The following is a 22258-nucleotide window of genomic DNA, read 5'->3' on the forward strand; positions in this document are numbered from 1 at the left end:
TGGGCTGGCGAAGCTGCATCGGCCTGTGGCGGTGGGGGTAATTACATCCCCCGCGGATCGGCAGTGTGTCTATAGATTGATTTTGGTTCTGGCCGCGTCGCGTTTTGTGAGTGACATTTGCGACCGAGCTGTTTTGATAGCTCTAGGCTAAGAATTGGCGGTATTGGGAGCCTGGTGCGTTGGCACGAAATAAGAGCAGAGACCGTAAGCGACGTCCGACCAGTCCAGCGGCACTAGGTGCCCGAACGAGGGTGGCCACTGATAAGGTGTCCGATTCGCTGGTGTCGATGTTGTCTATGGGCGACCTTAAGTTTTGGTCGGCCCGTCTTCTGCCCATTTTGGGCGTGCTGCTGTTCGCGTATTGGCCGACTTTGGTATGGGCGGAAGACACATGGCGGCGTGAACCGGATTATTCGCACGGATATATCGTGCCGTTGCTCGCAATCATGCTGCTCTGGTATCGAGCGGACAAGTTTCCAGGTGTTCGAGCTAACGCGAGTTATGCCGGTTTGTCATTGATCTTCCTGGCGGTGCTGATGCGTTTGGCAGGACGCTTGTTGTACATGGACTTTTTAGATGGTTATTCCCTCTTGCCGCTCTTGGCTGGAATCACCTGGGTGCTCTTGGGGATAGAGGCGACGAAGTGGGCATTACCCGCCATCGGTTTTTTGTTCTTTATGATCCCGTTGCCCTATCAAGCGGAAACCTTGTTGAGTTGGAAGTTACAAGGAGTTGCAACAGGGCTGAGTACCGCAATTCTGCGGACGCTTGGGCAGCCCGCCGTGTCCGAAGGTCACGTGATTTGGATTGCCGATCAGAGGTTGCTTGTCGAGCAAGCATGTTCGGGAATGCGAATCTTTATTGGCGTCGCTGCATTGGCTTGCTTTTGGGCAGTAATGGCAGGACGCAGTTGGGTTGATCGTGTTGTGTTGCTCGTCGCAGTGGTTCCACTTGCGATTTTTGTCAACGCCATGCGAATTGTCAGCGTGGGGCTGCTCTACCAGTGGTTCGATGGCGAATCAATGCGAGGAGCGATTCACGATTGGACGGGGTATTTAATGGTTCCCGCTGCCTTTGGTTTGCTCTGGTCTTTGAAGGGCTATTGGGAGTCGCTGTATCGGCCGGTTGAGCAAATAACGGCAAGAGATTTTGTGTCGTCGTCATCATAGTTTAGGACTGTCGAGCGAGCGTAGCGGCAAATTGCTTGCGTCTCGACTCGGTTTTCAAACATCAAAGAAATCAACGTTTAGCGGCTTGTGTGCTCGTAGCTCCTGTTTAATTCGCATCGTTTGATCTGAAACCAATGAGGCCCACCGGTAGGGGCAATCTTTCTATGTCCAAAGTCGCAAAAGAAAATCGGAAGTCCGCCAACAATCCCAATGCCGGAGCGCGTTCGTACGGACCGAAGCGAGCTGAAGCTGGTGGTGAGGCAGTGGCCTTCGACCCGTGGATTTTGTGGGTGACGTTTCGCCGTTGTTGGCCATGGGCTGTTCCCGTCGGTGCAGCGTTCGCCGGGATTGCTGCGTTTGTAGTCATGCAGAGCTTTGTTCCTAGATACACCGCGATGCATTTACTTGAGGCGAATGAGGATTTTGTGGTTTTCAAAGGCGTGATGCCGGTCGTCAAGGATTTGGCGCGTACTGAAAAGAGCCTGTTCTTCAATCCAATTGTGCTGGACCCGGTATTGGCCGATCCAGGTCTTCGCAGCGTTCCGAGCCTATCGGATCCAGTGATGGCGGAGGCCAATCTTCGCGAGAATCTTTCTGTTAACAGCGGTGGAACAGAGTCTCGCTTGGTAGTGAGTTATACGGATACGAACCAAGAGGCAGCTGCATTGGTTTGCAACGCGGTTGTCGATTCTTATCTGCGTCAACGAGACTCGTTTGATGACACGCGCGTCAACAATTTGGAGCGATGGCTCGAACCCGAGATCCAGCGATGGGAGCAAGAAGTGGAAGGGCGTCAGCAGCGCGTTCACATGCTTAGCGAAAAGGCGCTAGGTTTTGCTCCTGGTCGAAACTTGGATAGAGCGGAAAGTGAATCAAACATGACCCGGTTGGCGGACTTGCGATCGCAGATCGGTGAGCTCGAGATCGAGCTAGCGTTATTTGATGCGACCGCTGACTTCCCGACTCTGGCGGAAGTCACTTTATCCTCTCATGGCGATTCCGTGCTTTCAATTCCTGCAATCGCGGAAGCTGACGTTCAGAAAGGGACAGTAAGCGAGAAGGATATAACAAACGCGATCGAAGCGGATGTGAAAGTACGTGAGTCCAAGCGAATTGCAGATCGCTATCGAGCGATCCTCTTGGACTTAGAAGTCAAGGACATGGTTCGAGTCAGTCGTGATTACTACAACCAGATGAAGGAGAACCTAGCTGTCGCCGAGCGTAAGGTCGAACTGGAGCGCGAGCTTGCACATGATCGATCGGCAAAAAAACTTCAGCGTTTGATTGAGGAGGATTTCGAACAACGAAAAGAGATTGCTTCGCGTACGATTGCCTGGCAGCGAGAGCAATTGAAGAAGCAACATGAAGAGCTGCAGAAACAACAGCAGCAAAACGTCGAAGAGCAAAAGGTTGCCCAGCAAGCATACGCGACTGCGAAAGAGAAAGAACGCGAGAATAAACGCAAAGCACTTGTAGCCAAGCTAGAGATTTTGCAGAGTCAGCACGACGAGGAGCGAGAACGACTGGAACAATTTGGCGGCACGACTGCCGAGCTTCAATTTGCCAACGACGAGTTGGTTGTTGCATCGGATGTGCTCACGAAATTGCGCGGCCGAGTTGCTGCGATTCGTACCGAGCGGCGACAAGATGGTGCGGTTCGAACGCTGGCCTCAGCCACTCCTCCAAAGACCCCTGTTGAAGCAATGCCATATAAGAAGCTGGGCATCGCTTCCGCGGTTGCCTTTGCAGTGCCGTTTTTGTTGGGATTGCTTTGGGAGTTCAAGGTTCAGCGTTTGACGGATGCCGAGACACACGACAAGCATGGAGAGCTGGCGCCTGTTCTAGGGGAGATCGCTCGGCTTCCAGCGGGCGCCGGCGCTTTAAAGGGACGGAGAGTATTTGAGGAAAGTATTGATACGCTTCGTGCCAACCTGTTTTTATCAATGGACACTAGAAACACGCGAACAATTGCGGTCGTTAGCAGCATGTCCGGTGAAGGGAAGAGTAGCGTCGCGTCTCAATTAGCGTTATCGATCGCCAAAGCAACAGGTGAAACCGTATTGTTGGTTGACGCGGATTTGAGATGCCCCGATCAACATGAGATCTTTGGCCTCGAAATGGGCACTGGTTTCACTGGTGTTCTATCACAGGAGTCCGACTTGCAAGGCGCGGTCGACACGTCGCTGGGCAACTTAATTCATTTGTTGCCTGCTGGACGCTTGAGTGCCAGTCCACACCGTCTGATCAGTCCGTCAAACGTTAACGGATTTGTCGACAACGCGCTCGCGCATTATCGGTACGTGGTGTTTGACACTGCACCTGTCTTAGCTGCCGGCGAAACATTGGCGATCACCGCTGTTGTTGATTCGACATTGATTTGCGTGATGCGAGATGTGAGTCGCAAAGAAAGCGTTCTACGAACGACCCGTCGTCTCGAAGCGAGTGGGGCGAGCGTCGTTGGAACAGTTTTTTCGGGTGTTTCCGCTAGACAATACGCCTACCGATACGGTGACTACCACTACGCAGTGACCGGCGAGCCAACAGCAACCTGAGACTAACGCGCTACCAACGATATTGGCAGTTCTTTGAGTCACAATAGTTGCTTCCGTGGTTCAGAGTTTCAGTCAATTTCTAAACTCACACCCATTGCTGCCCCCCCGTATTGACCTCCTATGTCCAAGACACCTTTAAAAGAGCCCGGCCGTCGCATTGCCGATGTTGATTTATCTGAAACATTGACTGCAAAAGTCGATTCGTCACGCAGTCCAAGGACATCCACACAGAACACATTCCGTGACGCGAAGCTTGCCCAGCGTCGTTACCGTTGGCGATGGAATAAGAGGCTGTTGCTGGGCTCGGTGATCAGCCTTTCGATACTAATGAGCGTCGCGACGGGGTCTTACTTATACCATTCCGCATCTACCGCAGAGACGTTCCAGGAACTCGCCAGAAGAGCAGAAGCAAAGGAGGACTTTGTCGGTCAAGCGAAGTGGCTTCAACGTTATTCGCTGCTAGTTCCTGATGATATTGACACGGTCTATTTAACCGCGATTGCTGCGGATCGCGCGGCCGACGCTTCCGAACCCGCTGAGCTTGGTCAGCGAATCACTGCAGCGAGAAAGTTGCTTAGTAGTGCGATTGCTCAAATTGGCGTTAAGGACGCATCTAAGGTGGAAGAGCTTCGACTGCGGCTCATCAGTCGCTTGCTGCAACTCGGAGGGCCTTGGAATCGTGAAGCCGTGCGGCAGGTTCAGGAGCTCAGAGCGAGCGAGAAAGACCCTCAAGCCGCCGCCTTTCTTGCAATGGCATTGGCAAACCAAATCGAGGATGGCACCTATGCGATGCAAGATGCAAACGAAGTAGATAAGGACGAAGATTTTTGGGGCTGGTTGTCCAATCAGCCCGCCACCTACGTTTTGGGACTGGCGCTCCAGCGGAATCCCGATGATCTCAACTTAATCAACCACTTTCTGTTTACGCGAGTGACAAAGGACATTTTGTTTCGTGGCGATCCTGAAGCGGAGGCTCTGCTTTCTCCGCAGGATTTGGATGCAGTGGAACAGGCCTGTGAGGATTCGCTCGATAACAACGCCGACAGTCGCGCCAAGCTTTCACTATGTAGGCATTTGCAAATATCGGGCAAGCGTGGGCTGGCAAAGGGTGTGCTCAAAGCGGCCGCTGATGAGGCACGCAAACGGTTAGAGGATTCAGTCGCCACCGATTCAAAACAGCAAGAGCTGAGCGAACAGTCTAAGCAAAAAGAGAAATACCCAACTTCGATTCCCAGTCCACCAAGCTATTGGGATTTCCTAGCGATCTATGAGCTGGCAAGATTGGAGCAGAGCGATGCTCCCGAGGATGCGATTGAGCAGTATCGATTCCTGATGACGCTTGAGTTGAAGCCCCTATCTGATTCGCATCTTGAGAGTTTGTACCTGGATGCGGGAAAGTTATTATTCAATCTAGGCCGCGTTGACGAAGCGATGGTGGCTTGGCAGGCTGGTCTCGATCGAGTCGGAGAGATTAGCATCCTTTTGCCCAGAGCGATTGCCGGCACCTATCTCAATCAGGGCGAATTTGACAAGGCAGAAGCGACAGCCAAAACGCTTGCCAACGCGATCGATTCAGCATCTGTCGGGCTATCCCGGGCATCTGAGTCCAACATGGTTCGCTCGGAACGCGTTGCCTTGGGACGTCGACTTGAAGCCGCCAAGTGGCATCTTGACGTGCTGAAAGGCTTTCTAGCGGCCGGTCGAGGAGATGAGCTCAACGCCATTCAACTTCTTCAACAAGCAGTCAATTCAGATGCGGAGATTTCCGTGCCCGAACGTGTAGATGCCTGTTTTAGACTAGCGGAATTCTACGGGCATCAAGGAATGTGGGATGCGTCCGCAGCGACGCTTGAAAAGGCGGTCGCGTTGGATCCGAATAACGAACTACTTCGGATTGCCGCCTCCAACGCTTGGAATCAATCCGGAAATCGTCTTAAGGCTATGCGGCAATGGGACTTTATTGATTCGACAAAATCACTTGATCACCGAATGGCTAGCCTGGAGGCACGTTTCAACTATCAATTGCGGCTTCTCCCTCAGCACCGCGATTTTGACGACATTCGCTCCGACGTTAGTCAGCTTAAAAAACAACTAGAAATTGCGGTCCAGGCGGAAGGAGATTCAACTGTAAATGAGCCAGATCAGCAGGACCCGCGATCGCCTGTAGTGACCGAGACTGGAGACCGCCCGTCGCATGTCGACCCGGCGCAGGCACTTCGATCACGACTCCGGTTTGTCGAAGCTTTCGAGCTAACGATTCCCGGTGAAGGCGTTTCGAGCGACGAACACTTGGCATCCGCAAAATTGGCCAAACGCATTGATGAGCTTTCAAAGAATCATCCGCAGGAAGCGAAGTTGCATGTCTTCGCAGCGGAACGGTTGGCGCAAGCGGGCGAAACTCAAGCGGCGATGGAGGCGTTAGATCGTTTGTCGATCGTGGCGGCCGAGAGCGGGATTTTTGAACCTGTTGTTCGGGCTCGAACTCTTTCTGGGTTAGGGCGACACGCCGATGCGGCAAACCAGCTTATCGAAGCGGCGAAGTCAACTCCCAGCGAAACTGGCGAGCCGCCACAGCGGACGGTTCCCTCTAAAGCCTATTTGTTCCAGTTGGCCGCCAGCTTTGCTGCCCGTGGCGATGACACTGAACTCGCCTATCGTGCACTCTCGATGATTCCCGATGGAGAGCAAACGCTTGCGACGCTCACCATGCTTGCGGGTTTGGCCAAACGCCTACCAGATGGTTCCCCTTACCTTGCGGCGGGAGATCAGGGAACTGCCCGCGACAAGCTATTTTCTGAGTGTCTCCAAACGCTGCACCAGCGAGAGGGCGATGAAGGGACGCACTGGCGATTCCTACAGGCATTTAGTTTGCTGGGGAAATTGCAGTCCCAATCGAAGGTTTTCGACGCCAATGATCCCGATTTGTCGAAGGTACGCAAGCTCGTCTCTGCGATTTTGGTTCGGCGACCACGTTGGGGTGATGCGATCGCATTAGAAGGCTGGATCTCAGCATTGGAAGGCAATCCCGAGAACGCAGTGGATCAATTGCGCAAGGGCATTGCCGCGGGAAGCACGCAGATGCAGCTTCGCCGTCTGTTGTGGGAGCAATTGATTTTGCTGGGACGTGGTGATGAAGCGGAGCAGGAAATTCTAATCGCGGAAATGGGGGCGATGTCACAGCCGGGAGATTTGGCTGCAACAAAAATCAACCTCGCTATCAAGCAGCGAGATTTTTCAAAGAGTATGCATGTAGCACTTGAATCAGCGGCCATGAAGCCGAAGGACCCATTGCCGCAATTGGTCGTTGCAGCGACAGGTACAACGGCATTGCAAAACACGACGGATCCAGCGGATCGCGAGGTGTTCCTCGCTCCGACGCGAGACGCCATTGAACGCGCGGCGGAATTGGCAGGCGATGATGATCCGCGGGTCTTCGCAGCCGAGCTACGCCTGCTCAGCACGCTTGCCGATGAGGCTGGCATCAGAGGAATGATCGAGACAATTAAATCAAGCAAAGTGAGTGAGCCGTTTCGAAGCCGTTTGCTCGCACAGGGGTATGTCGCATTGAAGGACTACGAAAAGTCGCTTCAGATGTTTTTGCGTGTTGATCAGGCAGAGCCTTCGTCGGACTCTCAATTAAAGCTGGCTGAGATCTATCGTTTGCTCAAGCAAGACGATGACGAAATTCGTTCGCTTAGAACAGCGTTGACGCGTAACCCGAGCAATAACTTGCTAAGAAACGTCTTGGCACAGAAGCTCGTCGCTCGGAGCGGAACTGGCGACGCCATTGATTGGAAAGAAATCGGGCAATTGCTATCTGAGGCCGAAGGCGTTGTCACAAGCAATCGGTTAATGCATGCCATTTTGCTCGCGGGTGACGCATTGCGGCGTTTGGGTGAAGGTGCTGCAAACAGCGAACTTTCAGATTCAGACAACAACACCCTTTTGAGCAAGCTGGACGAATCTGAATCGATTTTGCGGCAGCTCATAAAGTCCCAAGTTCGCGATGCTGATACGGCAAAGCGTTTCCTCGCATCCGTTTTGCAACGAGGTGCCAGCTATCGAAGCGGCAGTTCAAAGAAAGAGCAGGCTCGGGTGAATTCTGAGGTTCGTTCGTTGTACGACAGCCTGGTCAGCAAAGGAAAGCCAGCAGCGAGTGACTTGTATCAATATGCGAGTTACCTGCTAAATCAGAAGGAATCACGTGACGACATAAAACTCAATCTATTGCTGGAAAAACTCAACACAGTAGCCGGTGGCAAGCTTGAAACGCTTGAAGTTGCCCTGCGAGTTTCTGAGCGAGAAGGAAACCGCGAAGAGATGCCGGGGATCGTTCAGGAGTGGGCGGATAACGCTTTAGCAATCGAGCCAGCAGGCGGGGCTTCACTGGGTGAAGGTCAAACGGATATGCGAGCGCTAATGGTCTTCGCGGCGGCGGGGACGTCACTCCAGCGACTCGGGTTTTCTGAAGATTCATTGAAGTGGTTCGAACGTGGGTACGAAAAGCGTCCTGAAGCCCTCGGACCATATGTCCTCGCGTTGGGAAAAAACGGAAAGTTTGAAAAGGGCGTTGAGATATGCGCCGCTCATTTTGATAAGCATGGCGATGCGAAGTCTGCAAAGTTGCTCGTGGAGTCGCTGCTAGGCATTCAAAGTAGTGAGCTGCAAGCAAAATTGATTCATGCTCACGAACAAAGGTTAGCAGATGGTGTCGATCGCTTTGACGATGATGCAATATTGCTAGAGGGAACAGGGACGCTACAGATGGCGCAGGGAAACTTCGAGGCTGCAGTCAAGTCATTTTCTCGAGCACTGAAAACAAATCCGACATCCATCCGCTCGTTAAACAATCTCGCAATGGCATATTCAGAGATACCTCAGCAGGCATCTAAAGGGCTTGCTCCGATTGAGACCGCACTGAAGCTAACCAACCAAAATCCAGAGTTGCTTGATACGAAGGGCGTGGTTCTGATGGCTTCCAATCGCTTGATTGAGGCTGAAACGGTTTTTGGAGAAGCATTCGCCGTATCCGGTGAACCTCGACATCTGTTTCACGTTATCCTTTCGCAGCTAGTTCAAGGTAAAAATGAAATCGCCCGGAGGGCATGGAAACGGTTGGACCTTGACACACTTGATCCTACGGCATTGACCCCTAGCGAGCGAAAGAGACTCGAAGAAATGAAACGACAATTTGGCGGTCGTTTGTAACTGTCCGCCTAGCTTTTGAATGTGGTCGTGTTGTTGACATCATTGCACGATGGAAACAACTTCGATCACAGCCGATCCCGTTGTTACTTTCAAAGACGCAAATCATGAATCACACTCCAACTCACTCGACTTCACCTCAACCAGGGACATCGAAAGCGTCGCGAAAACGCGAGACGCGGATAGCTGCGACCGCGGTTCTGATCGGGCTGACATTGTTCTCTGGAGTTGTTCATGGCTATTTGGATGGTCGCTGGGCGGTAAGTCGCGATCTCAAGGCCGCGGGCAGTAAGTTGAGTGAGCTTCCCGAACAGATTGGGGAATGGAAACTGGTTGAAGAGTCAGAACTTGATGAAGGTGCAGCCCAACTGCTTCGTTGTTACGGGTCGACAGTTCGGGTGTACCGTAGCGATGTCACCGGCGCTAGCGTTAACGTAGCAATCCTGTTTGGGCCTCGCGGGCCCATTGCCGTACACACGCCGGAGATCTGTTATAGCTCCGTTGGCACCAATATTGTGGGAGAGCGTGCGATAGAACATGTCAGCAATTCTGATCGAGAAGACACTCTATGGGCAGTTCGCTTTTCTGTGGATCCTGTGCCCGACCCATCATTGGAAGTCTGGTACGGATGGAGCAGCGGCGAGGGATGGCAGGCCCGTGAACACCCACGATTTTGGTTTGCGGACGCTCTGTATAAAATCCAAGTGGCTGGACCTGCTGGCGATGAAACCAGTCGCCCCGTCAAAGATTTTGTGACTGCGTTTTTACCTCACACCCATCGTCTATTAGGCGAGAAATGATTGCGTATGCAGCGTCTTTCGTCATCGCCGTTGACAGAAACACGCAGGGTTTGCTTGCGCACGACAGACAGGCCGAATGATTCGTAGGCTCCTCTCTGCATTCCTAGCCGAGTTGACCAGAATCTTGCTGCTGTCGAACAGAAAACTCTGCCTGAGCAGGTTGTATCGCAATTCGGTTGTCAACATTTACAGTGGGCGACGGCAAGGAAAAAGGTTGGGGATAAGTGACCGTCGTGGAATGACACAGAGCAAGTGTCTCCAAGCTTACGAAAGCTGATCTGAAAACACGAAAGTCCAATCGTATGCGGGCCCGTGGAAAGCGAATCGTCGCACCATGCTGATGCTGTCGACCGACTTCTGTCGGCAAATCATAGACCTCGCAACACCGACACAATCTACCAGGGGGGTGTCTTCAGTGCGGTTCACCCGGCCACTCTCACGTACCGACAAGAGACGACTCAGTCGTTGAACCAAGGGTTCGAACTGGTTATGCATTGCGACGGGTGCTGCGTGGAGTCCATGAAGTGCAGATAACCAGAACCGTGTACTCACGTACAAAAAATCTGGCGGTTTGTTGCCGGGCCAACACCACCCATCTGTTCTGGTCGGAACGCTGTTCCACAAATGGAATTAGTAAAGTTTTGTAGAAGGGACTGGACTGTAAACTTTAACACTTACCGTTCAAGAACACCTCCCAACGCGTGATCAAAACCCACTGAAACCTCATTAATGGAGATCACAGGAAACTAAACTTCCACAAGGGGGTTTTTTGGAGGCGGTGGCGGTGAGGCCATCTGAATGAAATTTTTCCATTAAAACACTGCCCCCCCCCCTTCAATCTGCACCCACCCATACTAGGATAAGTGCAACGACCGTCATATTGGGGGCATGTACCCCAACCAGATGTTGTGTGATCAGAAGTGAATCACCCTGTAGGCGGCTGAGAGTATCCACCAGGAGTAGAGCATGGCTACAGGATCACTGTCATCAAACGGGAAGCGAAGCCGTAAATGTGCGGGTGAAGACACCGAATGGAGCGACAAAGGTCAATCCGAACTGGCCCCAAAAGCGTCCATAGACCAGGACACTCCATCCACTTTGGGGGGAATGAGGTATCAGCTTCGCTGCCCGGACCGTTGTCGTGTGTTTTTTCAGCGGAAGTATCTCGTTGATCGGATCTTGGGTGGGCTACTGCTCTTCTTTGCCTCACCATTTATTTTATTGCTTTACGTCCTAGTTAGGGTCACTTCGCAGGGGCCGGGGTTCTATCGCCAAGAGCGTGTTGGGCTACATGGACAGGCGTTCGAAATTATCAAGCTGCGGTCCATGGTTGTTGATGCCGAACGGCCCGGTAAGCCACAGTGGGCTTGCAAGAATGATCCTCGGGTCAACCGGTTGGGCCAGGTGCTCCGTAAGCTTCATCTAGATGAATTGCCTCAGCTATGGAACGTGTGTCGGGGTGACATGTCGTTAGTAGGGCCCCGTCCTGAGCGGCCACAGATTTGTGAGAAGCTAGCCCAGGAGATTGAAGGGTATTACCAACGCACCGTGGTTAAGCCCGGTGTGACCGGGTTAGCTCAGATCAATTTGCCGCCTGATGAGACCGTTGAAGACGTTCGGCGTAAGCAGCTGTTGGACCTGCATTATATCGAGAATGCGGGACTCTGGCTTGATGCAAGAATGATGGTTGCGACCGCCCTTCGTTTGTTTGGTTTGAAGGGTATTGTGGTGACCCGGTTGATGTGTTTGGATCGGCTCCACCTTGTGCGGGAGCCTCATTTGGAACGCAGCCAGGGTCGTATGCTGCCATCAAGTGTGGTTTGTACGCGTCCACTGTGTGATTCGCGATGCGATTCGAATGAAGACTACCAGCCCGCATTCGCCTTTTCAGGTGTGGGTGAAGTGCAGTCCGATGCTCATCCAATCCGTCGGCCACGATAATGAGCGTGCCTATAGTGATTGGTGAGTCGCATTCGTCTCCAGGGTGGAAAGCCGGCGCTCCGGTGTGTCACGCGCTAACGGTAGACGTGGAAGACTACTTTCAAGTCTCCGCCTTTGAGCATCGCGTTTCCCGAAAGAACTGGGGAAGCTATGAGAGTCGCGTGGTTGCCAGTACCAACCGGATGCTCTCACTTTTCGATGAATGTGAAGTGCGTGGGACGTTCTTTGTGTTGGGCTGGGTGGCTGAGCGTTTTCCGTCGTTGGTGCGGCGTATCGCGAAGGCCGGCCATGAAATTGCCTCGCACGGTTATTGGCATCGCTTGGTATACGATCTAACGCCCGAGGAGTTCGCGGAGGATATCGCCGACAGTAAAGAAGCCATTGCCGATGCCGCCGGGGTGGTGGTCACCGCTTACCGCGCCCCCAGTTTTTCGATCACTAAGAAGTCCATGTGGGCACTGGACATCTTGAGCGAGTTTGGATTTGAAACCGACTCCAGTATTTTTCCAATTAGCGGCCACGACCGTTATGGCGTGCCGGATGCGAGAAAGGAAATTCACACTTACAAAACCGCCAGTGGCGTGATTCAAGAGTTCCCGCCAACGCTAGCGAAAGTAGGCGGGCTGACCGTACCGATCGGCGGTGGCTACTTCCGGTTTTTCCCTCGGTCTTTCACCTCGGCTGCAATTCGCCGCATCGAAAGCGAGGGGCGGCCGGCCATGTTTTACATCCATCCTTGGGAAATCGATCCAGATCAACCCCGTATCACGGGTGCTGGTATGAAGAGTCGCTTTCGGCACTACGTCAACTTAAAACACACGCACTCAGGGCTCAAGACTCTCTTGGGCAATCATACCTTTGGGACGATGTCACGCAGTATCGTGGGCGATTGCAGTAGTTCAGTCGAGACGCTGACGGTGGTTCCAGTAACGAGCATGCCTGAATCTCGTTCGCGGCCTCTCGCTCATCGCGCTCGTTAGTCGCCTTGGCATTTGCCAGGGTTTACATGGGTCGTCCGCGGAACCATCCGCGGAGCAGTATTGATCAACTCGCCAATGGATGACCCGAGCAAAGGGTCACCCAAGAGGACGAAGTCCGCGCGGGCGGAAAGGTTTTTCGCTGAATCAAAACGGAATGTCGACGACCTCATCACCATCGAAACGGGTACTGATGTTAACGCATCGGTTTCCCTACCCGCCGAACCGCGGCGATCGGATTCGTTCGTATAATCTGCTGCGTGTGCTGAGTCAACGATTTCGGATGACGTTAGGTTGTACGACCGATGAGTCGATTTCAGTGGGCGAGCGAGAACATCTCGCGTCACTGTGCGACGAAGTGTTTGTCGCCGACCTGCCCCGTTTCCGCCGGTTCGGTTCCGCCTTGAAGTCGGTAGTATCAGGTGGCAGTTTGACCGAAGGGATGTTTGCGTCCCTTACTCTGTCGCAACAGGTGCTTGATGAGCATGCAAAAGATCCCTTCGACGCAGTCCTGGTGTTTTGTTCGAGCATGTTTCCGTATGTAGATCATGCAGCGTTCGCAGGGACACCTAAGATCGTCGACCTTGTTGATGTCGATAGTCTCAAGTGGCAGCAGATGAGTCGCGAGTCTCGCTTGCTCAAGAAGTTGGTGTACGCAATCGAGTCCCGACGCGTGCAAAAGCTAGAGCAGCGAATCGCCGAGCAGGCCACCGCCGTCGCGCTAGTCAGTGACAACGAAGCCAAACTTTTCCGTCTTCGAGTTGATGCCAAAACGCCTGTTTTCGGAATCAGCAATGGCGTCGACACCGACTACTTCCGCCCCGCGACACCGTCTGCCGACTCCCCGTCTCCCCATCTCCCTTGTTCCCCTACTCCCGCGTTTTCCCTCGTCTTCACCGGCGTTCTTGATTACAAGCCCAACGTGGAAGGGATGGTCTGGTTCTGCAGCAAGGTGATGCCGCTGTTGCGAAGCAAACTAAACGTGCAGTTGTCAATTGTCGGACGCCGGCCGTGTCGGCGCGTGCTTGACTTGGAGAAAGTCTTCGGGGTTCAAGTCGTGGGCGAAGTCCCCGATGTTCGTCCTTACTTGCATCACGCCGATGTCTCGATTTCGCCCTTAAAACTAGCTCGCGGAATTCAAAACAAAGTGCTCGAAGCCATGGCCTGCGGGTTACCAGTCGTGCTGACCTCGCAGTCTGCCGAAGGCATTGATGCGGTGTCCGGTCAGGAATTTACGATTGCCGATTCGGTGGATGATTGGTGCAATGCCCTGTCCCAGTTGGCGGCTGACCCGAATCGACGTCAAGGCATGGGTGATGCGGCTCGCAACTTGGTGAAGGCAGAATATTCATGGCCCGCACGCGTGGCCGAGTTGGTGTCGATCATCGATGCAGGATTTCGTAACGATCTGTCATCCCGCTCGTTCCCTCAATTTGCGGGGGTGTCATGACTCGCATCGTGAACGCTCCAGCCGCCGGAGGCGAGCCTCCCGGCTCCCAGCTCCCAACTCCCAACTCCCAGCCCCCAGTTCCCGTCCGTGTCGGCTTCGTGATGCATGTGATGCAGGTTGCGGGCGCCGAGGTATTGGTGAAACAAATTATCGAACGGCTTGGCGATCAAATTCAAGCAACCGTGTTTTGCTTGGATGCACTAGGTGAATTGGGCCAGCAGTTGCTTGATGCTGGGGTTCCCGTTGTAGTTCTCAATCGCCAGCCTGGTTTTGATCGAACTGTTGCTAAGAAGCTGGCCGCCGAAGTTCATGCTCGCAAAATTGAGGTACTGCACGCGCACCAATACACACCATTTTTCTATTCAGCGTTAGCGAGATTGCTTGGCCGTGCCCGATGCAAAATCATCTTCACCGAGCATGGTCGTCACTACCCCGACGTGGTCAGTTGGAAGCGTCGCTGGGTGAATCGATTGCTGTTAAGTCGTTATGCCGACGTTGCGACGGCGTGTTGCGACTTCAGTACCGAGGCGGTCCGCCGCATTGAAGGGTTTCCCAAAACATTCACCTTGCCCAACGGAGTCGATCTCGCCAAATTGCCCCCACGTGGCAGCGCGCAGCAGCAAGCCGAGTTGAGAGGCAGTTTGGGGCTCGATGTCGGTCGGCCATATGCTGCCTGCGTGGCCCGTTTTCATCCGGTTAAAGATCACGCGACACTGATCCGAGGCTGGCATCGCGTCCACCAACAACTCCCCAACGCCAAATTGCTGCTAGTCGGCGACGGCCCGGAACGCAAAAACATCGAACAACTGATCAAGCAGCTCTCCCAACTCCCAACTCCCAACTCCCCCACTCCCAGCCCCCCCTCTTTTCCCTCCTCAATCGAATTCCTAGGCATCCGGCACGACGTCGCGGCCATTCTGCGAGCCGTCGACGTCTTTACGCTCACCAGCGTCAGCGAGGCGGCATCGCTAACGCTGCTCGAGGCGATGGCCAGTGAGTGTGCATCGGTAGTGACCGACGTCGGCGGAAACGCCGAGCACTTGCGAGAAGGGATGGATGGGTATTTGGTCCCGCGAGGTGACGCCGTTGCGTTAGCCGACCGGATGGTCGAGTTACTTTCGGATACGTCGAAGTCAATTATGTTTGGGAAGGCGGCACGGCAACAAGTGATCGAGCAATTTGATTTAAGGAACGTGATCAGCGAATACGCAAAGCATTTTCAAGCTTTAGCTCTTCGCAGGTAGCATAAGTCGCCGTGGCTTTCAAAGAGAGATCAGCAACAATGGTCCCTCAATTTAAATTTTACAATTGAGCTTTTTCAAACTCCCAACTCCCAGCTTTTCCCATCAAATTGAAGTCCGCCTTAAAACAAGCATTCCGTCTTTTCACAACCCTAGCCATCCTGCCTCTCGCGCTGACCCACTTCTTGCTCAGTCGATTCACCGGCGCAGACGCCTCGCTCGAATCGCATTCGCAGATGTTATCGTTGATCCCTGGCATGATCGGTAGTTATGTGCGGGTCGCCTTTTATCGGTTGTCGCTTCAGCACTGCGATCCTTCAGCAACGATTAGTTTTGGCGTCTTGTTTTCCAAGGTCGGTGCTCGGATTGGAGCGAACGTTTACATCGGGCCGCGTTGCATGTTGGGTTTGGTGAGCTTGAAACAAGATGTGTTGTTGGGGCCTGGGGTCCAGATCCCCAGCGGTCCTCATACTCACGGGACAGCGAGACTGGACGTTCCCATACGGATGCAAGTAGGACAACAGCGGCCCGTGACAATTGGCCGCGACAGTTGGGTCGGTGCTGGAAGCATCGTACTGGCGGACGTTGCCGAGCAGTCGGTGATCGGCGCTGGAAGCATTGTCACCAAGCCACTTCCCAGACGAGTCATCGCCGTGGGTGCCCCGGCCCGCGTCATCCGGAAACGCGATCCCCTCCCATTAACCGAAGCTTGGAATTTCCAGGCGAATTCATGAAACCGCAATTGAGTATCAACATGACGCGCTTCGCCCTGATCGGATCGACCGGCTACGTTGGCCAGGAATTTTCGCGACAAATAGAGCACCGGGGTTACAACCTAACCCGGCTGGGTCGTCAGAACTGCGATCTCTACTGCGTCGACTCGCTCGCAAAATGCCTCGCCAACGCCTCGCCCGATATCGTCGTCAACTGCGCCGGGTATACCGGCAAGCCCAATGTGGATGCATGCGAATTGGACAAGGCAAACTGCTTGGCGGGCAATGCTGTCTTGCCCGGTGTGATCGCCCAAGCCTGTGACCGTCTCGGCATCACCTGGGGGCATGTCTCGTCAGGCTGCATTTACACCGGTCGCCGAGCTGACGGGGGCGGATTTACGGAGACCGACGCACCCAACTTTTCATTTCGCCAAAACAACTGCAGCTTCTATTCAGGGACCAAGGCCCTGGGAGAAGAAGTGCTTGCAGATGTCGACCGCTGCTATTTGTGGCGACTGCGAATTCCGTTTTCCAATCTCGACTCTCCACGCAATTATCTCAGCAAACTGATGCGTTACGAGACGTTGCTCGAAGCAGAGAACAGCCTCTCCAATCTCCCCGAATTCGTAGCTGCGGCATTAGACTGCTTTGAGAAGAACGTCGACTTCGGAATTTACAACTTGACCAACCCGGGGAGCGTCACAACCAGCGATGTCGTTTCTTTGATTCGGAACTCGGGGGTCTCGCACAAAGACTTTCAATTCTTCGACTCTGAAAGCGAGTTTATGTGCAAAGCGGCAAAAACCCCACGTTCCAACTGTGTGATGGACAGTTCCAAGGCGATCGCGGCTGGCCTCCATTTAACGCCGGTTCGTGACTCGATTCAGAACGCATTAGAAAGCTGGAAACTGGAGGCTATGGCGAGCGTCCACTAGCAAACTTCAAGACCGTTTAGAAACGCACTTTATCACGCTCGCCTCGCCACACTTTAATCGTTATGCAAACTCTTCTCATCACCGGCGGCGCCGGATTCATCGGCGGCTGTTTCGTTCGCAATGCCGTGGCATCGGGCCAATACAAAATCATCAATCTCGATGCGTTGACCTACGCGGGGAATCTTGATTCGGTCCCCGAAGAGGGCCCCAACCATCGCTTCGTTCACGGCAACATCGGCGACGGCGAGCTTGTCTCGCGACTGCTTGACGAACACGAAGTCGACTCGGTGGTCAACTTCGCCGCCGAGTCGCATGTCGATCGATCGATCGATGGGCCCGGTGACTTTATCGAAACTAATATTAACGGCACCTTTCGGCTGCTCAATGCTTCGCTGCAGTACTGGCAATCGCTTCCCGCTAGCAAGCGATGTGAATTCCGCTTCCTGCATGTTTCCACTGATGAGGTCTACGGTTCATTGGGGGCCACCGGCCACTTCACCGAGACCACCCCGTATTCCCCGAACTCACCCTATTCCGCCTCGAAAGCATCATCCGATCACCTGGTCCGGGCTTGGAAAAGTACCTACGGCTTGCCGACGCTGATCACAAACTGCTCGAATAATTATGGCCCTTATCAATTTCCCGAAAAATTGATCCCGTTGGTGACGCTCAATGCGATCGAAGGCAAGCAACTCCCGGTTTACGGCGATGGGTTGAACGTGCGGGATTGGTTGTTTGTCGAAGACCACTGCACGGCTCTCGAAACCGTACTCGCCAAGGGTGTGATCGGGGAAACGTATAATGTCGGGGGCGACTGCGAGCAAACCAACATCGACATCGTCAAAACGATCTGCCACACCGTCAACGAATTACTGCCAGAACTGAATCACTGTTGCGAAGACCTGATCACCTTCGTGAAAGATCGTCCCGGCCACGATCGCCGTTACGCGATTGACGCATCAAAGATCAAACGTGAACTGGGCTGGACACCAGCAACCGACTTTTCCGATGGCATCCGCCAAACGGTGCAGTGGTACCTCGACAACACGGCTTGGATCGATCGAGTCACCAGCGGTAACTATCAACGCGAACGATTAGGAGTGGCGAGCGGCGAGTAGCGAGCAGCCACCTTTCGGAATTCGCCTCAGCAAAATCTCTTCACCCCTCAACTCCAATGATCTATCTGACTCGCCACCCCAAACTCACATCTCGAAACGCATGAGAAAAGGCATCATCCTAGCCGGCGGTTCAGGCACTCGCTTGCATCCGATTACCAAGGCCGTAAGCAAGCAGTTGCTTCCGATCTACGACAAGCCGATGGTCTATTATCCGTTGTCGACACTGATGCTCGCTGGGATTCGCGAGATCCTCCTAATATCAACGCCACACGACTTGCCTGGGTTCGAACGGCTGCTCGGCGACGGATCGCAGTGGGGCTTGAATTTGAGCTACGCCGAGCAACCCAATCCCGAAGGACTGGCTCAAGCATTTATCATTGGCCGTGACTTTGTCGGCAAGGATCCCGTGACTTTGGTGCTCGGTGACAACATTTTCTACGGCCAAGGCTTCAGCAAGCTCTTGCAGCGAATAGGATCACAAGAGAGCGGTGCCACAATCTTCGGGTATCGTGTTCAAGATCCTGAGCGATATGGGATCGTAGAATTTGACGCCGACGGGCATGCCATTTCACTGGAAGAAAAGCCGATAAATCCAAAGTCATCCTTCGCGGTTCCAGGGCTTTATTTTTACGACAACCATGTGCTTGATATCGCTGCAGATTTAAGGCCGTCGCCGCGAGGCGAGTTGGAGATCACCGACGTTAACAAGGCGTATCTGGAACAAGGGACTTTAGACGTTGAAGTATTTTCTCGAGGCTTTGCGTGGTTGGACACTGGAACTCGCGATTCGCTTTTGGATGCCTGCAACTTTGTAGCGGCGATTGAAAAACGCCAAGGGCTCAAGATTGGTTGTCTCGAAGAAATTGCCTGGCGAATGCAGTTCATATCGGATTGTGAGCTAAATACGCTTGCGAGTGCAATGAGGAACGAATATGGCGACTATCTTCATCGAATATGTAAGTCCTCATCAACCTTGAGCGTTAACGAGATCAGTTAATTCAAAGTTGTTGCCGGATATGCCCCTCGCGAATTGTTGAATCTAATTATGTCCACGGTTGTCCAAGAGAAGTCATTAGCGCCGATGTCCGATCCAGTTGTGGCGATCGGTGATCCTTCTGAGCACATTACGATCATTGAGCGCCGTCAAGGACTTCAGTTCTTTGATTGGAAAGAACTGGTTGCTTATCGCGATCTGTTTCGCTTTCTCATTTGGCGTCAAATCAAAGTCCGCTACGCCCAATCCGCGATTGGCATCGGTTGGGCAATCATCCAGCCTCTGTTTTCGATGGTCATCTTTACGATCATTTTTGGGCGATTGGCACAGGTAGACAGCGATGGAGTCCCGTACGCTTTGTTTAGCCTTTCAGCTTTGTTGCCTTGGACATACTTCAGTAACGCGATTACGGATGGTGTTGCAAGTTTGGTCAGCGAAGCGAACATGCTGAGAAAGATCTACTTCCCGCGTCTGTTGTTACCGATGTCCGCCGTGGTGGCAAAGCTAGTCGATTTTTTTATCGCAGCTGTCCTTATGGCAGTCCTCATGCTGTTCTACCAGCAGATTCCATCGTTGCAAATTGTCGTATTGCCACTGGCGATCATTCTGATGGTCGTCACTGCTGCCGGAGTCAGTGTCTGGTTAACTGCACTTGCTATTCAATATCGAGACGTCAAGCATGCCATGAACTTCCTGGTCCAAATGGGTATGTATGCTAGCCCCGTCGTTTATCCGGCCAGTCTAATCCCAATCGAGTATCGAAATTTCTACGCTATAAACCCAATGGTCGGCGTGATTGAGACTTTCCGCGCAGGCCTGCTTGGCTCGCAACCTATTCCCTGGGATCTGTTGGTCGTCGGCATGATTAGTGGAACATTAACGCTGGTGACGGGCCTCGCGTTTTTCCGCAGCAAAGAAAAGGTCTTCGCCGACGTGGCTTAAGTTTCCTTACTCCTTACTCCTTACTCCTTACTCCCAATGTCCCGTCCCGTCATTACCGTCGAAAACCTCTCCAAGGCTTATCGAATAGGAGCAAAAGAAGAAGTTCCAGACACGCTTATCGGAGCAGCCAAGGGCGTGTTAACTGCGCCATTTAAGAACCTTAGAAATCTACGAGGACTTAATACATCGACCTTATCATCGAAATCAGGCAGTAAATTGCAAGTCGATGACGAAACACTCTGGGCTCTCAACGACATCTCTTTCGAGATCAATAAAGGCGATGTGGTTGGAATCATGGGACGGAATGGTGCCGGTAAGAGTACTTTGCTAAAGGTACTAAGTCGAATCACTGAGCCGACCAGCGGACGCGCCGTAATCCGGGGTCGGGTGAGTAGCCTGCTTGAAGTTGGCACCGGCTTTCACCCAGAGCTTACAGGTCGTGAGAACGTGTACATGAACGGCACAATTCTCGGTATGACAAAGCGAGAGATCGATTGTAAGTTCGAGGAAATTGTCGAATTCAGCGGCATAGAAAAGTTCCTGGACACTCCGACAAAACGTTACTCAAGCGGCATGCAAGTTAGGCTGGCATTCGCCGTTGCCGCTCACATGGAACCGGAAATTCTGATCATTGATGAGGTTTTAGCGGTTGGCGATGCCGAATTTCAAAAGAAGTGCCTTGGCAAAATGAAAGATGTTTCAGACGGAGGACGCACGGTATTGTTTGTAAGCCACAATTTGGCAGCAGTGCAGTCACTATGCTCAACTGGCATTGTTATGCAGGCTGGTAAATCAAGTTGCCCAATGATCATCTCAGAAGCGATCGCCAAGTACATGGACCAAGGAAAGGCAACAGATCGATTCGAGGGAGATAAAGCGTCACTTCCGACGGCAGGAGGTTGTATCTCCAAAGCATTCGTTAAAACTGTAGACGGAACAAACGATGCATTTGGGTGGGACGTGGGAAGCGCCGTCGCTGTTCATGTGAAATGCTACCTAGCAGAACCCCAACGCGAACTTTCGTTGGGGATTGGTTTTGATTCTGTTGATGGCAATCGAGTATTAACACTTCACTCGAGTCATGGTGATGGCATTCAAACATTTTTCCCGGCAGGGCACCTCGAGTTTCGGTGTGAACTATCGCAGCTAAATTTATATCCTGGAAAATATTTAGTGACGATGAAGCTTGAGACGCGAAATTATGCATTGGACTTTAAGGAGCATGCGTTCGCAATCGATGTGCTTCCGTCTGATTACTTTGGTAACGGTAGCCCTCTGTATCGTGCAGCAGTGTTGACGAACGAGCGATGGAACATCAAGCAGTTGGCATAGATAGTATATGAATAAAACATTTAGCAAAATTTGCGCAACCACAGCACGAAAATGGATTCGATACCTGCCAATAACGACTGGTCGAGGATTTCTCTGGGACCGACTACATTGGAGGGAAGATAATTTCATTGCGAGAACTCGCACTGGATGTGCATTAACAGGATCAACACGTGATAGTATTCAGCGATGCATTTACTACTTTGGGATTTGGGAGCCTAATCTGACGGCATGGATTAAAAGGACGTTAACCGAGGGTGAGACGTTTGTAGACGTCGGCGCAAACATTGGGTATTTCACGCTGCTGGCTTCTCAGAAAGTCGGGATAACAGGATCTGTTATCGCGATAGAAGCATGTCGTCCAATTTACGATGTTTTGCAAAGTCACCTCGATATCAATGGCGTAACTAATGTGCTTTGCAAGAATGTTGCTGCCACAGATGTACGCACTAACGTTGGGATTATCCATGGTCCTAGGAATAATATCGGAAACACGTCGACAACACGAGATCTTTCTAGAACCGCTGAGCACGTTCCCGGACTTCCTCTGTCAGAAATTTTATGTGAGACAGACCTGAGCAAAGTACGGATTGTCAAAATTGACGTAGAAGGGTTTGAGCCTGAAGTGATTCAAGGTATGGCTAGTATTTTGAATCAACTGTCAAGTCATTGTGAAGTTGTCGTAGAATTGGATGTCGATGAAACTGGAAACGTTGGCTATGAAATTCTTCGGAAGGCGGGTTTTAATGCATACAAAGTGGAGAACAACTACGATATCAGGAGCTACTTATACCCAAGTCCGGTGCTGCCACCGACGCGGATTACAGAAATTCCTATTGGAAAAACCGATGTTATTTTTTCGCGAAAAGATCAGCAGTATCTTTAAGTGTGT

General features: G+C 52.5%; 15 protein-coding genes. All 15 read left to right on the plus strand.

What is annotated here, in order from left to right:
- Positions 1 to 287: 287 nt before the first annotated feature.
- The 15 genes from ACR3ZL_RS19525 (at position 288) to ACR3ZL_RS19595 (ending at position 22252) form a co-directional block, all read left to right on the plus strand.
- Positions 288 to 1169 carry an exosortase/archaeosortase family protein gene (locus ACR3ZL_RS19525; RefSeq protein ID WP_473653511.1) on the plus strand — a complete coding sequence of 294 codons (882 nt, stop codon included), beginning with the start codon at positions 288 to 290 and terminating at the stop codon, positions 1167 to 1169.
- A 164-nt stretch (positions 1170 to 1333) separates the two neighbouring features.
- Positions 1334 to 3721 carry a polysaccharide biosynthesis tyrosine autokinase gene (locus ACR3ZL_RS19530; protein WP_486172900.1) on the plus strand — a complete coding sequence of 796 codons (2388 nt, stop codon included), beginning with the start codon at positions 1334 to 1336 and terminating at the stop codon, positions 3719 to 3721.
- A gap of 120 nt (positions 3722 to 3841) precedes the next feature.
- On the plus strand, positions 3842 to 8929 hold the full coding sequence (locus ACR3ZL_RS19535) for a tetratricopeptide repeat protein (protein WP_486172901.1): 5088 nt from the start codon (positions 3842 to 3844) through the stop codon (positions 8927 to 8929).
- Between the two features lie 104 nt (positions 8930 to 9033).
- Complete coding sequence (locus ACR3ZL_RS19540; RefSeq protein WP_473651418.1) at positions 9034 to 9726, plus strand: exosortase-associated EpsI family protein; 693 nt, start codon at positions 9034 to 9036, stop codon at positions 9724 to 9726.
- 966 nt (positions 9727 to 10692) lie between these two features.
- Positions 10693 to 11667: a sugar transferase gene (locus ACR3ZL_RS19545; protein WP_473651417.1), complete on the plus strand. Its 975-nt coding sequence runs from the start codon at positions 10693 to 10695 to the stop codon at positions 11665 to 11667.
- Positions 11667 to 12647, plus strand: coding sequence for an XrtA system polysaccharide deacetylase (locus ACR3ZL_RS19550; RefSeq protein WP_473651416.1), 981 nt, complete (start codon positions 11667 to 11669; stop codon positions 12645 to 12647). Before ACR3ZL_RS19545 ends, ACR3ZL_RS19550 begins: the two co-directional genes overlap by 1 nt.
- 154 nt (positions 12648 to 12801) lie before the next feature.
- Positions 12802 to 14094, plus strand: a complete 1293-nt coding sequence (locus tag ACR3ZL_RS19555; RefSeq protein WP_486172902.1) for a TIGR03087 family PEP-CTERM/XrtA system glycosyltransferase — start codon at positions 12802 to 12804, stop codon at positions 14092 to 14094.
- A complete protein-coding gene (locus tag ACR3ZL_RS19560) occupies positions 14091 to 15338 on the plus strand; it encodes a glycosyltransferase (protein ID WP_486172903.1) in 1248 nt (415 codons plus the stop codon). Before ACR3ZL_RS19555 ends, ACR3ZL_RS19560 begins: the two co-directional genes overlap by 4 nt.
- A 233-nt stretch (positions 15339 to 15571) precedes the next feature.
- The gene (locus tag ACR3ZL_RS19565; protein ID WP_486172904.1) at positions 15572 to 16069 is read left to right on the plus strand and encodes an acyltransferase; all 498 of its coding nucleotides are present in this window, start codon (positions 15572 to 15574) and stop codon (positions 16067 to 16069) included.
- 20 nt (positions 16070 to 16089) lie between these two features.
- Positions 16090 to 16983 carry a sugar nucleotide-binding protein gene (locus ACR3ZL_RS19570; protein ID WP_473651412.1) on the plus strand — a complete coding sequence of 298 codons (894 nt, stop codon included), beginning with the start codon at positions 16090 to 16092 and terminating at the stop codon, positions 16981 to 16983.
- A gap of 62 nt (positions 16984 to 17045) precedes the next feature.
- Positions 17046 to 18101 (plus strand): dTDP-glucose 4,6-dehydratase, encoded by a 1056-nt coding sequence (gene rfbB, locus ACR3ZL_RS19575; RefSeq protein WP_486172905.1) that lies wholly within the window; start codon positions 17046 to 17048, stop codon positions 18099 to 18101.
- 100 nt (positions 18102 to 18201) lie between these two features.
- On the plus strand, positions 18202 to 19098 hold the full coding sequence (gene rfbA / locus ACR3ZL_RS19580; RefSeq protein WP_473651410.1) for a glucose-1-phosphate thymidylyltransferase RfbA: 897 nt from the start codon (positions 18202 to 18204) through the stop codon (positions 19096 to 19098).
- A gap of 48 nt (positions 19099 to 19146) precedes the next feature.
- Positions 19147 to 20037, plus strand: coding sequence for an ABC transporter permease (locus ACR3ZL_RS19585; protein ID WP_473651409.1), 891 nt, complete (start codon positions 19147 to 19149; stop codon positions 20035 to 20037).
- Between the two features lie 36 nt (positions 20038 to 20073).
- The gene (locus ACR3ZL_RS19590; protein WP_486172906.1) at positions 20074 to 21369 is read left to right on the plus strand and encodes an ABC transporter ATP-binding protein; all 1296 of its coding nucleotides are present in this window, start codon (positions 20074 to 20076) and stop codon (positions 21367 to 21369) included.
- Positions 21370 to 21376: 7 nt separating this feature from the next.
- Positions 21377 to 22252, plus strand: a complete 876-nt coding sequence (locus ACR3ZL_RS19595) for an FkbM family methyltransferase (RefSeq protein ID WP_473651406.1) — start codon at positions 21377 to 21379, stop codon at positions 22250 to 22252.
- Positions 22253 to 22258 lie beyond the last annotated feature (6 nt).

This window comes from Rhodopirellula sp. J20-39 (genome assembly GCF_057365095.1).

Bases quoted from the DNA above. Each gene is read 5' to 3' on its own strand.
- ACR3ZL_RS19525 (WP_473653511.1), top strand. From the start codon at position 288: ATGTTGTCTATGGGCGACCTTAAGTTTTGGTCGGCCCGTCTTCTGCCC.
- ACR3ZL_RS19530 (WP_486172900.1), top strand. From the start codon at position 1,334: ATGTCCAAAGTCGCAAAAGAAAATCGGAAGTCCGCCAACAATCCCAAT.
- ACR3ZL_RS19535 (WP_486172901.1), top strand. From the start codon at position 3,842: ATGTCCAAGACACCTTTAAAAGAGCCCGGCCGTCGCATTGCCGATGTT.
- ACR3ZL_RS19540 (WP_473651418.1), top strand. From the start codon at position 9,034: ATGAATCACACTCCAACTCACTCGACTTCACCTCAACCAGGGACATCG.
- ACR3ZL_RS19545 (WP_473651417.1), top strand. From the start codon at position 10,693: ATGGCTACAGGATCACTGTCATCAAACGGGAAGCGAAGCCGTAAATGT.
- ACR3ZL_RS19550 (WP_473651416.1), top strand. From the start codon at position 11,667: ATGAGCGTGCCTATAGTGATTGGTGAGTCGCATTCGTCTCCAGGGTGG.
- ACR3ZL_RS19555 (WP_486172902.1), top strand. From the start codon at position 12,802: ATGTCGACGACCTCATCACCATCGAAACGGGTACTGATGTTAACGCAT.
- ACR3ZL_RS19560 (WP_486172903.1), top strand. From the start codon at position 14,091: ATGACTCGCATCGTGAACGCTCCAGCCGCCGGAGGCGAGCCTCCCGGC.
- ACR3ZL_RS19565 (WP_486172904.1), top strand. From the start codon at position 15,572: ATGTTATCGTTGATCCCTGGCATGATCGGTAGTTATGTGCGGGTCGCC.
- ACR3ZL_RS19570 (WP_473651412.1), top strand. From the start codon at position 16,090: ATGACGCGCTTCGCCCTGATCGGATCGACCGGCTACGTTGGCCAGGAA.
- rfbB (WP_486172905.1), top strand. From the start codon at position 17,046: ATGCAAACTCTTCTCATCACCGGCGGCGCCGGATTCATCGGCGGCTGT.
- rfbA (WP_473651410.1), top strand. From the start codon at position 18,202: ATGAGAAAAGGCATCATCCTAGCCGGCGGTTCAGGCACTCGCTTGCAT.
- ACR3ZL_RS19585 (WP_473651409.1), top strand. From the start codon at position 19,147: ATGTCCACGGTTGTCCAAGAGAAGTCATTAGCGCCGATGTCCGATCCA.
- ACR3ZL_RS19590 (WP_486172906.1), top strand. From the start codon at position 20,074: ATGTCCCGTCCCGTCATTACCGTCGAAAACCTCTCCAAGGCTTATCGA.
- ACR3ZL_RS19595 (WP_473651406.1), top strand. From the start codon at position 21,377: ATGAATAAAACATTTAGCAAAATTTGCGCAACCACAGCACGAAAATGG.